The 13587-nt window shown below is 38.5% G+C and carries 16 protein-coding genes and 1 pseudogene; 13 read left to right on the top strand and 4 right to left on the bottom strand.

The features are described from left to right. The first annotated feature begins 26 nt into the window (after nt 1-26). The 11 genes and pseudogenes from MKP09_RS04550 to MKP09_RS04595 all read left to right on the top strand — a co-directional run bounded on the left by MKP09_RS04550 (nt 27) and on the right by MKP09_RS04595 (nt 9071). A complete protein-coding gene (locus MKP09_RS04550; RefSeq protein WP_240826622.1) occupies nt 27-188 on the top strand; it encodes an L-rhamnose mutarotase in 162 nt (53 codons plus the stop codon). A 160-nt stretch (nt 189-348) separates the two neighbouring features. Next, on the top strand, nt 349-414 hold the full coding sequence (locus tag MKP09_RS25420; protein ID WP_262915247.1) for a hypothetical protein: 66 nt from the start codon (nt 349-351) through the stop codon (nt 412-414). A 79-nt stretch (nt 415-493) separates the two neighbouring features. After that, nucleotides 494-1759 carry a glycoside hydrolase family 88/105 protein gene (locus tag MKP09_RS04560; RefSeq protein ID WP_240829250.1) on the top strand — a complete coding sequence of 422 codons (1266 nt, stop codon included), beginning with the start codon at nt 494-496 and terminating at the stop codon, nt 1757-1759. Between the two features lie 340 nt (nt 1760-2099). Next, nucleotides 2100-2309 carry a hypothetical protein gene (locus MKP09_RS04565; RefSeq protein WP_240826623.1) on the top strand — a complete coding sequence of 70 codons (210 nt, stop codon included), beginning with the start codon at nt 2100-2102 and terminating at the stop codon, nt 2307-2309. Then, nucleotides 2281-3123: a RagB/SusD family nutrient uptake outer membrane protein gene (locus MKP09_RS04570; RefSeq protein ID WP_240826624.1), complete on the top strand. Its 843-nt coding sequence runs from the start codon at nt 2281-2283 to the stop codon at nt 3121-3123. Before MKP09_RS04565 ends, MKP09_RS04570 begins: the two co-directional genes overlap by 29 nt. Nucleotides 3124-3438: 315 nt before the next feature. Further along, a pseudogene (locus MKP09_RS04575) lies at nt 3439-5470 on the top strand (glycosyl hydrolase); the annotation flags it as partial. A gap of 111 nt (nt 5471-5581) precedes the next feature. Then, nucleotides 5582-6184 (top strand): glycosylhydrolase-like jelly roll fold domain-containing protein, encoded by a 603-nt coding sequence (locus MKP09_RS27865; protein WP_394801028.1) that lies wholly within the window; start codon nt 5582-5584, stop codon nt 6182-6184. Nucleotides 6185-6188: 4 nt separating this feature from the next. Further along, nucleotides 6189-7178 (top strand): glycoside hydrolase family protein, encoded by a 990-nt coding sequence (locus MKP09_RS04580; RefSeq protein WP_240826625.1) that lies wholly within the window; start codon nt 6189-6191, stop codon nt 7176-7178. A 98-nt stretch (nt 7179-7276) separates the two neighbouring features. Then, nucleotides 7277-8137 (top strand): glycoside hydrolase family 43 protein, encoded by an 861-nt coding sequence (locus MKP09_RS04585; RefSeq protein ID WP_240826626.1) that lies wholly within the window; start codon nt 7277-7279, stop codon nt 8135-8137. Nucleotides 8138-8278: 141 nt separating this feature from the next. Next, nucleotides 8279-8752, top strand: coding sequence for an SGNH/GDSL hydrolase family protein (locus MKP09_RS04590; protein ID WP_240826627.1), 474 nt, complete (start codon nt 8279-8281; stop codon nt 8750-8752). Beyond that, a complete protein-coding gene (locus MKP09_RS04595; protein WP_240826628.1) occupies nt 8703-9071 on the top strand; it encodes an SGNH/GDSL hydrolase family protein in 369 nt (122 codons plus the stop codon). The genes MKP09_RS04590 and MKP09_RS04595 overlap by 50 nt, the downstream gene beginning before the upstream one ends. Before the next feature lie 26 nt (nt 9072-9097). Here the strand turns inward: MKP09_RS04595 and MKP09_RS04600 are convergent, their stop codons facing one another. From MKP09_RS04600 to MKP09_RS04615, 4 genes are all read right to left on the bottom strand, one after another. Further along, nucleotides 9098-10159 (bottom strand): glycoside hydrolase family protein, encoded by a 1062-nt coding sequence (locus MKP09_RS04600; protein WP_240826629.1) that lies wholly within the window; start codon nt 10157-10159, stop codon nt 9098-9100. Between the two features lie 121 nt (nt 10160-10280). Further along, on the bottom strand, nt 10281-11918 hold the full coding sequence (locus MKP09_RS04605) for a glycoside hydrolase family 28 protein (protein WP_240826630.1): 1638 nt from the start codon (nt 11916-11918) through the stop codon (nt 10281-10283). Between the two features lie 133 nt (nt 11919-12051). Then, the gene (locus MKP09_RS04610) at nt 12052-12447 is read right to left on the bottom strand and encodes an NUDIX hydrolase (RefSeq protein WP_240826631.1); all 396 of its coding nucleotides are present in this window, start codon (nt 12445-12447) and stop codon (nt 12052-12054) included. Further along, entirely contained in the window at nt 12438-12674 is a 237-nt protein-coding gene (locus tag MKP09_RS04615) for a hypothetical protein (protein ID WP_240826632.1), read from the bottom strand. Before MKP09_RS04615 ends, MKP09_RS04610 begins: the two co-directional genes overlap by 10 nt. 81 nt (nt 12675-12755) lie before the next feature. Here MKP09_RS04615 and MKP09_RS04620 point away from each other — a divergent pair, with 81 nt between their 5' ends. After that, entirely contained in the window at nt 12756-13019 is a 264-nt protein-coding gene (locus MKP09_RS04620; protein ID WP_240826633.1) for an orotate phosphoribosyltransferase, read from the top strand. A 44-nt stretch (nt 13020-13063) separates the two neighbouring features. Further along, nucleotides 13064-13387: an orotate phosphoribosyltransferase gene (locus MKP09_RS04625; RefSeq protein ID WP_240826634.1), complete on the top strand. Its 324-nt coding sequence runs from the start codon at nt 13064-13066 to the stop codon at nt 13385-13387. Nucleotides 13388-13587 lie beyond the last annotated feature (200 nt).

Below are 13587 nucleotides of genomic sequence, written 5' to 3' on the forward strand. Positions count from 1 at the left end.
TTAACTTTTTAATTTGGTTAAAGTATGTGCTGATTGTTTGCGATGCTGCACATTCCATTGTTGATACTTTTGTGTTTGCTAACATTATTAAACCAAATAATATGCAGCGGATTGCTTTTAAAATGAAACTACTTCAAGGATTTGAGGAAGAATACAAAAAAGACATGACAACATTTGGCCTGAATTGATTCAGCTACTAAAAGAAACAGGAATTGGTGATTATTCAATCTTCCTTGATCCCGAGACAAATGATCTGTTTGGTGTACTCAAGCTTGACGGGGATATTCAATGGATAGCTTACCGGCCAAATCTATCATGCAAAAATGGTGGGCCTATATGTCTGACATCATGGAAACTAATCCTGATAAATCACCTGTATCCATTCCCTTAAAAGAAGTGTTTTATATGCAATAATATCTTGCTGCTTACATCGCTTATTCAAAATCAAAACCTATTACATGCTTGCAAAAAAATCAACAAGTTTTTATTGTCGGTGCTGTGCTTTACTGTTAACGCAACAGCATCCGCGCAGTACGTTACCGGGCAAGGCAATGATGCTACTATGCCGCTTCATCTTATGAAACCTGCATACGTTGTGCCTTATGGAGAAGTGACGCCTCAGAATGTTAAGGACGTTTTAGATAAGGTTTATAATTATCTGAATGCAGTAACACCAATGTCGCTCATAGATAAAACAAATCAGAAACCTGTAAACGATATTTCCCGGGCTGATAATAATACCATATTCACTAAAGGCGATTTTAGATTAATTAGTTATGAATGGGGCGTTACTTATACTGGAATGCTTGAAGCGGGTGCTGCTACCGGCGATAAGAAATACACGACCTATACAAAAGATCGAATTGATTTTATTGCGGATGTTGTGAAGCATTATCAATTGTATCTACAAAAGAATAAAGGTGCTGCTAATCCTGTGAGATCTGTTATTGAACCGCATGCACTCGACGACGCTGGTTCAATGGCTGCTGCTATGATAAAGACAATAACAGCGGGTTTTGATAAAAAACGTCTTCAACCGATAATTGACAATTACATTAATTATATAATGACCAAAGAGTTTAGGCTGAGCGATGGAACATTAGCCCGCAACCGGCCCTTGTCAAATACACTTTGGTTAGATGATTTGTATATGAGCTTACCGGCGCTTGCTCAAATGGGTAAATTTACCGGCAATTCCAAATATTTTGATGAAGCAGTGAAACAGTATAAGCTATTTGCGAAGCGCATGTTCAATAGTGATAATAATTTATACATGCACGGTTGGGTACAGGATATGGAACCTCATCCTCAGTTTCACTGGGCACGCGCTAACGGCTGGGCTATTATGACAAAGATTGAATTACTTGATGCTTTGCCACAAGAACATCCTGCAAGAAATGAAATTTTACAAATGCTCAGGAAGCATGCTTCGGGCCTGGCTCAGTTACAAGATAAAATGGGTTTCTGGCATCAACTTTTAAACAGGAATGATTCTTATCTGGAAACTTCTGCAACTGCTATATATGCTTATTGTATAGCAAGAGCCATCAATAAAGGCTGGCTGGATGCTAAGGCCTATGGGCCGATGGCGATATTAGCCTGGAATGCTGTGTCTACAAAGGTTGCAGCGAATGGACAGGTTGAAGGTGTGTGTGTCGGCACGGGTATGGGATTCGATCCTGCGTTTTACTATTACAGACCTATAAGCAATTTTTGCTGTCGCACACGGATATGGCCCTGTTTTATTGGCTGGCGCTGAAATGTACAGGCTATTAAAAGAACATCCTTTCGAAATTAATGACAGTGCTGTGCAAATGAAATAGAACAATCTGAAGTTGCTTTTTTACATCACATATCATATCGTATGTAGAGGCTAAAATTTAAAAAACTAATTACTCTTTTTTATATAATTATTTATTTAAAGCAGGATGGTTCAGGACGGTTGCGCTTTCTCAATTGTCTAAATTAGTATTGTACTTCTAACGATTTTTTAAAACCAAACAGTCATATGAAACATAGCATGATCATTCCTTCTTTCAAGAAGAAATGATTATTTGCGAAGTTCCATCAGACCATTAAAAAACATAAAAAATAAACTGATGAAAGAAAACAAGTGGTCTTGTTGCTTATTGCTGCTATGTGCAACATTCTTTTTAATCATTCCCTTAACTTCTCTGGCGCAACAAAGTACAGCCGTAACTGGTGTTGTTGTTGATGAAACAGCTAAGCCTGTTGTTGGTGCATCAGTTCAGTTCCAGATTTTTCAAAACCTTTCAAACCGTGTTTTACAGAAACGTCGCATCCAATAACGGGCTCCCTGTATTCACATCTGCCAATGCGCCTTCTCCGGAATTGGTCGGGCTACCCAGGGTAATGTTGGGGGATACTGCTACCTTATTTATTGTCAATCCCATAAACAATCCGTTGTCAAGTTCGCAAATTTCCGCAATGCGCTACTACTCTGTATTTGCTAGATATAAACAAACAACTTCAGGCGGAACAATAACTTCTGATTATAATAATAATAAGTATTTATCGATGATTAAATTCTCTGATCCTATTCGTTTAACTAATACAAACAATGAAGCAAGAGGAATTAGAAATGGTACTTACGCGCGTCTGGCAGAAACTTATCTGATTATAGCCGAAGCGTATGGTAGAAAAGGCGATTATACAACAGCGCTTAGTTATGTAAATATCTTACGCAATAGAGCAGCATATAAAGCCAACGAAGCAAGCCCCCAAATATGGAAATTCATGGGTGGCTCCAATACTTTGGACAATACAGAAATGCAGAACGCTGCAACGCCTTTGCTGTTTACAACGAATGCGCCTAGTGAGATGTATCCGCCATCAGTAACGTCAACAACAAGCCGGTTTATTCATTTTATGTTGAATGAACGGACACGTGAACTTTGTGGTGAGTTCTTTCGCTGGGAGGATCTTGTTCGTACCGAAACCCTGTTTGACAGAACAAAACTTTATAATGCTGATATTAGCCCTTCTTTTGCTATGTATCATAAACGTCGACCTATTCCTTATCTGCAGATGATTGCACAACAGATAGATGGAAGGGCCATGACACCCGAGCAAATGGCACAATATCAAAATCCCGGGTACTAAGATTAATTAATAAGTATGTTGAAATGCCGCTATTTGTATGGCGGCATTTTTATATGGTGTGGTGCAGGATAGTTCAGGATTGCTAATGATTGGAGTTCGTTAATTTTATAGCATACTGATTTATTGGAAATACGAATCAGTTAACAAACGAATTGTATTTGTTCATATATCAGTAACATTTTTTGTCAACATTAACGAAACGATTGTGCTTTTAAAAAAATATTTGAATCAACAGTTACATCCCTGAAATTTGGCTGTCTGGTAATCTCCTTTCTTATTTGTGTAAAAGTAGATGCCCAAATAGAATGGCCTTCCATTACACAACAAAATAAACCCTGGACACGATGGTGGTGGGAGGGCAGCGCTGTAAGTGAAAAAGGACTTAGCTGGAATTTAGAACAGTACAAAGAGGCTGGACTTGGAGGTGTAGAGATAACGCCCATTTATGGCATATATGGTGAAGAAAAAAACTTTGTAGATTTTCTTTCTCCTCGATGGATGCAGTTGTTTAGTTATACATTGAAAGAAAGCAAAAGGCTGGGCCTGGGCGTTGATCTCGCAAACGGAACGGGTTGGCCTTTTGGAGGCCCATGGGTGAAAGATGCTGATGCAAGCAAAAGTATTTTTCACAAAGTTTATACATTAAAGGCCGGGCAGCAATTACAAGAAAGGATTAGTTATGAACGTGAAGCATTCGTTCGCACGGCAAATAATAAGAAAACGGATATAAGAAATGTACAAAATCCGCTATATCTGAATAAAAACCTGCAGGAGCTGGCGCTGGATCAAATTCAGTTTCCTGGTGATTTGCCTCTTATAGCTTTAATGGCTTATGCGGATGATGGTACATCGATTGATATAAAAAGCAAAGTTGACGTTAACGGAAAACTGAAGTGGGTAGCTCCATCAACGTCATCTAATTGGACTTTGTACGCACTGTTTGAAGGACTGCATGGGAAAATGGTGGAAAGAGCAGCACCCGGCGGTGAAGGTTATGCAATTGATCATTTCTCCAAAGAAGCCGCGCAGCATTATTTTAAACGATTTGATGAAGCGTTTAAAGGTTATGATATAAGTTATCTCCGTTCCTTTTTTAATGATTCTTATGAAGTAGACGACGCAAGAGGAGAAGCCAATTGGACACCAATTTTTTTAAGGAATTTGAAAAAAGGAAAGGATATGACTTGCGTAATGAATTGCCTGCTTTATTTGGTACATCAAATGCAGATAAAAATAGCCGCGTTATTTACGATTACCGCTCAGTGATTGATGAATTATTGTTGGAACATTTTACAATGGAATGGAAAAAGTGGGGCGAAGGAAAAGGTAAGTTATTACGCAATCAAAGTCATGGTTCTCCTGCTAATACGCTTGATTTGTACAGTGTAGTTGATATTCCTGAAACGGAAGGCAATGATGTCTTGCGTTTCAAGTTTGCTACCTCCGCAGCAAATGTTACAGGCAAACCACTTGTTTCATCTGAATCAGCCACATGGCTTGATGAACATTTTCTGTCTTCCTGGGGTGATGTTAAGAAGGCTGTTGATCTTTTCTTTTTAGGGGTGTTAACCACATTTTTTATCATGGTACGGAATACTCTCCGAAAGAAGTGAAATGGCCTGGATGGTTGTTTTATGCTGCAGTGCACTTTCAGCCGGAAAACCCACAATGGCGACACTTTCATGCATTAAATAAATATGTGGCAAGAGTGCAATCTTTCTTACAAAGAGGCAACCCCGATAATGATATTCTATTGTATTATCCAATAATTGATCGTTATTCTGAACCCGGTAATACACTGCTCCAACATTTTGATGGCATGGAAAAGAATTTTGTAAATACTGATTTTGAACATGTTTCTCATGACATGATTGAAAGAGGATATAGCTTCGATTTCTTTTCAGATAGACAGTTGCAACAATTCGTTTTTCAAAACAATAAACTCATAACAGGCGGCAATCAGTATAAAGCTATAATGCTCCCCGGAAACAAATTGATATCTGATGCATCGTTTAGTAAAATAATGAACCTGGTGAAACAGGGCGCAAAGCTTTTAGTTTATAAAGAATTGCCAAAAGACGTTCCTGGCTATGGCCAACTTGACATGCGAAGAAAAAGCCTGAAAGATCTTTTAAGTAGATTGACTTATCAAACAGAAGGGGCTATCGCAAAGGCGAATTGGGGTAAAGGTGTTGTTTGTGTTAGCGAGGATATCGAAGCATTAATGAGCTACGCTAAGGCGCGTTCTGAGAATTCCGAAGATAAATCAGTATATATACTACGCAGGAAAAATGAGCATGGTCATTTGTATTTTACTAATAATCGTAGTGATCAGAAAATTGAAGAATGGATAAAACTATCTGATGCAGCAAGTTCTATAGCTTTATTTGATCCGACAAACGGGAAAAAAGGTTTAGCTGATGTGCGAAAGGCAAATGATGGTGGCGTGGAAGTGCTAGTGCAGTTAGAGCCACATGCGTCTTTAATTATTCAGTCTTATAATAACAAAAAACAAGGCACGCGCTATCCTTACATTCATACCGCTGGTGACGCAGTTGATTTAAAAGGAAATTGGAAAATAGAATTTTTGGAAGGTGGTCCTGAGCTGCCATCTTCAGCAACGTTAATAACGCCTTCTTTATGGACGGAACTCAAAGATGAAAAAGTGAATAATTTTTCAGGAGTTGCTAAATATACGATTGAGTTTGATAGGCCAGCGGCAGCCAAAAATTATTTGTTAGATCTTGGTGAAGTACATGAAACTGCTGAAGTATTATTGAATGGAAAAAAGATGGCAACCTTAATAGGTCCTTCTTATACAACAACGATTGCAGCTTCTGATTTCAAACAGAAAAACAAACTGGAAATAATAGTGGCCAATCTTATGGCTAACAGGATTTCCTACATGGATAAAAATAATATTCCCTGGAAAATATTCTATAATACAAATATGCCGGCAAGAAAACCTGAGAACGCAAAGAACGGTATTTTTAATGCTTCGCATTGGAGCCCGCTTCCATCAGGACTTTCAGGAAGCGTTACTTTAACACCTTTAAAATAAAACTATGAGGTGTTTGATTTTTATGATAGTTATTTGCTTTTGGGTTGCAAATGTTGAAGCACAAAAAGCAGTAACAAAACCTTTATATGATGATCCTGTTTATCACGGCGCAGCCGACCCCGTAATTATTTATAATAAGCACAAAAAATGCTGGTGGATGTTTTATACAAATCGCCGGGCGAGTATTGCCGACTCTTCGGTTAGCTGGGTACATGGTACACGCATCGGTATAGCAGAAAGCGTTAACGGGTCAAGTTGGAAATATTTAGATACAGCAAATATTAATTTCAGACCGGATAAAGGCTACACACATTGGGCTCCGGATGTAACAGTGCATAATGGTTTATATCATATGTATCTGACGTATGTGCCAGGCACTTTTAAAGACTGGAACCATCCTCGTGTTATTGTTCATCTAACCAGCGGAGACCTGAAAAATTGGCAATATCAATCAGTTTTAAAACTGGTAAATGAAAAAGTGATAGATGCTTCTGTTTATAAAGTAAATGATTCATTTTGGCGCATGTGGTATAATAATGAAAAGGATGGTAAAAGTATTTACTATGCTGATAGCAAAGACTTGTATCATTGGGAAGATAAAGGAAAAGCAATAGACACAAGGGGTGAGGGGCCTAAAGTATTTTTTTGGAGGAATAAGTATTTTATGATTGTTGATGCGTGGAAAGGAATGGAGATTTTTTCAAGTGATGATTTAATGAATTGGGAAAAACAATCTGACCGAATTTTAGAACAACCGGGAAAGGGCAACGATGACCAGGCCATTGGCGGGCATTGCGATGTGGTAGTTAACAATGACCGTGCTTATGTTTATTATTTTACTCACCCCGGCAGAAGGCAAGATAAGCCTGCTTCTAAAGGATCATTTGAAAACAAGAGAAGTGTGATTCAGGTTGCTGAACTAAAGTTGGAGTATGGAGAAATCGTATGTGACCGTGACCGACCTGTTTATATAAGTCTAAAGCCATCTGAATAAAACTTAAACCGCTAAGTGTATATGAAGAGACTAAAATATTTTTTCCTGATAACAGCAATATTCTTTTTGGTGGGCATCTTTTTGCGCAACAAGTGTATATGTTTTGCTATTTTAAAGACAATGGGCAGGATGGCTTGCATATGGCTTATAGCAAAGATGGATATAAATGGAGCGCCCTTAATAATGATCAGTCTTTCTTAAAACCTGCTGCGGGTAATGATAAATTGATGCGTGATCCTTGCATTATAAAAGGTGGCGACGGTTTATATCATATGGTATGGACGGTGAGCTGGAATGAAAAGGGGATTGGTTATGCGTCATCGAAAGACCTGATCCACTGGAGTGATCAACAATACATTCCGTTGATGGAACAGCAGAATGCGCTGAACTGTTGGGCTCCTGAAATTAATTATGATGCGGAAAAGCAACGATATATGATTTATTGGGCAACAACCATTCCCGGTAAATTTCCTCAGACGGATTCTTCAGGAGACGGAAAATATAACCATCGCATGTATTATGTATTTACTAAGGATTTTAAAAATTTTACAAAGCCAGAAATACTTTATGATAAGGGCTTTACAGTTATTGATGCTACGATAAAGCAAAAGGGAAAAAAATACATCATGTTCCTAAAAGATGAAACTAAACTTCCTGTTGCAGAAAAAAATATTAAGATAGCTACCAGCAAAACCATCAATGGTACTTATTCAGATGCAAGTGTGCCGATAACCGGCAACTATTGGGCAGAAGGCCCTACAGTATTGCAGAAGGGAAACGAGTGGATCGTTTATTTTGATAAATATCGCGACCATAAATATGGGGCAATTGTTTCAAGTGATCTGAAAAATTGGAAGGATATTTCTGATAAAATTGATATGCCAAAAGGTTTGAGACACGGGACTGTGTTCAGTATAACGCAAACGGAATTTGGTACCTATTTTAAAGACCTTAAATAAAAGTGGTATTGCTACTTGCTAAATATGTGCTGCATATTTAGTAGCTAAGAAGTATATATTATTCATATAGGGTCTGTTATTAATCAATAATAAATGCGAATAACTATGATTGTAAAAAAAACGATTTGTTTAATATTAAGTGTGTCACTTGTTTTTTTGTCGTTCACTATTTTGACAGAAAAGCCGGTATTATATATTATTGGCGATTCTACTGTTAAAAATGGCAGTGGCAAAGGTGCTGATCAGTTGTGGGGTTGGGGAAGCCTGATTGATACTTACTTTGATACCACAAAGATCGATGTACAAAATCATGCAATTGGTGGAAGAAGTAGCCGCACCTTCATTACTGAAGGAAGATGGGAAGCTATATTGAAAACGTTAAAGAAAGGCGATTTTGTTATTATGCAATTTGGTCATAATGATGGTAGTCCGCTTGATGATACAGCACGGGCAAGAGGAACCATAAAAGGAATAGGAAATGAGCATAAAGACATTTATAATCCTATCAGAAAAATAAATGAAACCGTTTATACCTATGGCTACTACATGCGTAAGTATGTACAAGATGCTAAAACAAAAGGCGCAATTCATTATTTGTTCGCCGGTTCCCCGTAATAATTTTAAAAACGGAAAGACCGCAAGAAGCGATAAAGATTATGGTTTATGGGCCAAGCAGATTGCTGAAGAATCTGGTGCTTACTTTATTGACCTAAATGCATTGATTGCTGATGCTTACGATGAAATGGGCGCGGATGCTGTAAAAGATTTTTTCCCAAAAGATCACACTCATCCAAACAAGGAAGGTTCGCAGCTTAATGCGTCAAAGGTGGTTGAAGGTATTGAAGCGCTTGAGGCCTGCTCACTAAAAGATTATTTATCGGAAGCCATAGCCCAACAATTTGGCCTTGTTGATGGGTATGTAATTAAAAATTAAGCATATTCATGTTAACAAAAAACATTCTATTTCCACGCTATTGAGCATTTCCCAATAGCATAGAAATTCCTGTTATTGACCTTAGTCATCGCTGTATAAATAACAGTAAAAGTTCCATCTTTTTCAGGTATTGCGCACAGTGGTGTACGTGTATAATGGTCGCCCGGCTCGGCCCATGTATTATTAATTGACTGTATTTTAATCCTCGTTTCTTTTTTCCAGTTCACACCGTCATCCGAAAGGCTATAACCAATTTCCTGGTCACCAAACGAATCGAAGATCATTATATACTTACCATTCTTTAATTGATACACGATTTCGTTTTCCATAAACTCATCCGCAACCTTTAACGGATTAAAGCCATCTGGCATGCGTTTCCACGGGCCGTTTAAGTTTTTTGCAAAAGCCATACCCGTTGGCCAGCCACCTTTCGGTGTGTGATAATGCCCGTCGTACATCGCATACCAGCTATTGCCGGCTTTATAAGGAAAGAAAGAGGCTATTGCTTGCTGGCCTTCCCACGGTTGAGATTCTCCATCCGGCTCCAGCATAATGCCCATGTCAGCATAAGGTCCCGCAATACCTTCTTTGCCTTTTACAACCGACATTGCCCGCCAAATCCGCCCCTGGTAATCGTTTCCGGTGATTTCACCTTTAGTGCTATCACCGCCGCGATAAGCAACATAAAAAATATTCCATACATTTTCCGCTTCGTTAAAAATCACTGCATTCACCCAAACTTCCGCACGTGGGTTGGTATGTGTTCTTCCCGGAATGCTGGGCACTATAGTTGATTGTCGTTTCCAGTTCACAGCATCTTTGCTTGTCCAGTAAGCAATTCTCATATCCCTGTGCGGCCGCTCAAACATTTCATTCACAAACATGTGATATACGTTGTCAAGTTTCACTACCTGGCCCGTTTCAAACCCTGATCTGTTGCCACTTGCCAGCACATCGGGGTGGCTCGATGCAATTACCGGGCCTTTATGTTCACTCACCATTTTTAATTTTGGTTGTGCTATTGCAGTAAAGTACATCATGCATACAAAAGCAAGAAATAATAAAGAACGTCGAAAATTATTGGTCATTGTATTTGAATATTTGTGAAGTTTTTTTGAGTCATCAATCAATATATGGCATCGGTATTGCGTCGCACTTTTCAACTATAAAATATATAATTCATCCTACATAAACGCAGTTGAATCCTATTTATCTCTTTAATGGCGCGCTTGCTTTATCAGGTTGCCAAAAATGTTTCTTCCAGTTTTGAGGTTTGGCAGGAATGGTTTTAATAAATTTTATATTATTTGATAATGGACCGGTTACATTTGTAGTCAATCCTTTTCCTGGCGAAGTAAATCGCACGTTTTTGAAGATTATATTTCTAACATCCAATAAATTGATTCCCGGATTTTGTACATTCAATTCAGCATTTTTGATAGTAAATCCATCTACATCAGCTGCTGCGATAAGGTTCTCAACATTTCCTTTTATATTTTCTATTGAAACATTGGTTAACGGGCTTTCAGGAATAGCAGTAGCTTTTATCAACTGATTGGTACTTTCAATAATAAAATTTTTTGCAGTTATGTTTCTGAACATCGGTGTTAATTCATTCTTTTCTCTTGGCGGATAGCGAGATGCCATACTGCCAACATGTTGTGCGCTGCCGAGCATATCCCATTCAAAAGCGTATTTAGCGTCGCTTATTCTTATATTTTCATAAAAAAGATTTTCACCTCCGCCGCCTCTTGGCCTGCGCGTTTTAAATCTGATGGCCGATCTTGTTTTATTAAACACGCAATCATGCACATAAAGATTACGTATCATTGATGCCGTTTCACTTCCACAGGTAATGCCACCATGGCCCTCTTTGGCAAGGTTATAACGTACCACTACATTTTCTGTAGGGCGATTCACACGAAGGCCATCATAACCTCTTCCGGCTTTAATAGTAAAACAATCATCGCCGCAACTAAGCGTGCAATATTCAATCAGCACATTTCTGGAAGATTCGATATCAATACCGTCGCCTCTTGGTATTCCAACGGAGTGAACGGTTACACCACGTATAATAACGCTGTCGCAGTAAACAGGAACAATATTCCAAAAGGCTGTGTTTTCAAGTGAAATCCCTTCTATCAATACATTGCTGCAATTGATAGGAGAGATGAACATGGGCGGAAAGATAAAATCACCATTGTGACCTTCATATACTCTTTCTGCTACAGGTGTTGTATGCGATACAACATTTTCAATCACATCTTTTGTCATAATTTGCTTCCGTACTGATCCATCTTTTGCTGGCCCGATTAATTTCCCTTTACCTGTTACTGCTATATTTCGTTGCCCGTTTGCGTAAATGCAAGCGCCCAACGACATTACTTCTATACCTTCATTCCTTGTAAAAACTGCTGGTCGATAATCCTCCACTTCACCACTAAAATAAAGTTCGGCACCTTTAGCTATTTCAAGATTTACGTTGCTCTTCAGTTCAATGCGCCCGGTATGCCAACGTCCTTTTGGGATAATGACTTTACCACCGCCTTGCTGATGTACCTTATCTATCGTTGCTTGAATTTCTTTGGTAACTTTTGTTCCTTCCTTAGCGCCCAACGATAGAATAGTTACACTTAATGCGGGAAATTCCGGCCTTTGCAATTGAGGCATAGCGAATGGGGCTTTAATTGGCTCAATATGTTCTGTTATCGCAGAAACGCCAACTTGCGTCGCAACAGGTATGCTGTCTTTTTTAGTGTACTGAAAAATACTATTTGCAAAAGCGGTATAAGCGTTGGTTGTTAATATTAAATGGAATATGGCTTTAAGAAAGAAATCGCGGGTCATGCTATTGTTTAATTTGGACTGAATTTACATGCCTGAAAGACGGTTTGCTATAAAATGTCTAATCGACATTTATTAAAGATAGAGTTTTTGATGGATAAGCTGTCAATTTTCAGTCACAATTTAAACAATCGGATTAGGACAAATACGCATTCACCACATCCCTTATAGACGGATAAGCTTTAGCCAAATACTGATTCATATCCTCCTTTTTTACCCATTCGATCTTTTCAATATCTTCCTCAGTTTGACCAATCAGCTTTTCTGCGAGGGCACTTTTCATCAAAAACCAATGAGATTCTTTCATAATATGATGCGTTCCCTGCTCGTAACTATGATATGTAGTCGCCAAAAATTGTTTCAATTCCGGATTTTGCAAACCTGTTTCTTCCCGCACTTCTCTTAAAGCACATTCCTCAATGGTTTCGCCTTTATCCAGGTGGCCTTTTGGTAAATCCCAAGCGCCTCTGCGGAAGATCATCAGTAATTCTTCATTTTCATTAATAACTAATCCGCCGCCTGCTACATGCACTTCAAATTTTTTAAAAACTGGCTTTTCAGCTCGCCAAGATCAGCATGAAGAAATATGCCCCGCCTGATTTCGGGCAAATTAATTTCATGAAGCATCGATTTTATAGTGTGCATGTCCAACTCATCTATAAAAATAGTCTCTGGCTGATGGTGCCATTTTTCCAGTTGTTCGTCCAGGGCATCAACCAAATAAACGGGTTTGTTGTGTATATAAATAGTAATCTGCATAACTATGTGGATTATAAAACCCAGCTTTTTAACGCCGGAGTTTGAGAAACGTATATTTTCGCAACCTAAAATTAGCATATAATGAATGATGCAAAAGTTGTTGCAGAAAAATTATTACAGGCCAATGCCGTAAAATTAAGTCCCGAAAATCCGTTTACCTGGGCAAGCGGCTGGAAAAGCCCCATTTATTGCGACAACCGAAGCGTGTTATCTTATCCCTTTATCCGCGATTTTATCAAAAGCGAAATGTGCAATGTGTTGTTTGAAGAATTTGCAGATGCCGATGCTTTGGCGGGTGTGGCTACAGCCGGAATTGCCTGGGGAGCGATGGCGCCGATCAGTTAAAACTTCCTTTTTTATATGTTCGTCCAAAGCCCAAAGATCACGGATTGGGTAATCAAATTGAAGGGCGTTATGAGCCAGGACAAAAAATTGTGGTGATAGAAGATTTGGTAAGCACAGGAAAAAGTAGTTTGCAGGCAGTAGATGCATTAGAAGGAGCGGGGCTGGAAATTGTTGGAATGGTGTCGATTTTTACTTACGACTTTTCTATTGCAAGAGAAGCTTTTGAAAAGCGCAATATAAAATATCACCCTTTAACCAGCTATCCTGTCTTGCTAGAGCTTGCTCAGGAAAAGGGAATGATACAAGCAGAACAGGCAACTCAATTGTTAAGTTGGAGAGAGGATCCTGCCAATTGGACAGGAGTATAATTACGGTCTATATTATTTCTCACTGAGGAATTACAATAAAAAAAGCGAGCCACTTCAAGTAAGAAGTGGCTCGCTTTTTTATGTTAGCTAAATTGAATTTAAGCATCAATTCTCTCATTTTTCCACTTCTGTATTTTTCATAACTGTTAAAATAATTTTTAGTACCTGCTTTTAAAAACATAAAAATTTCGTTTTTAATG

Source organism: Paraniabella ginsengisoli (assembly GCF_022513635.1).
GTDB lineage: Bacteria > Bacteroidota > Bacteroidia > Chitinophagales > Chitinophagaceae > Niabella > Niabella ginsengisoli.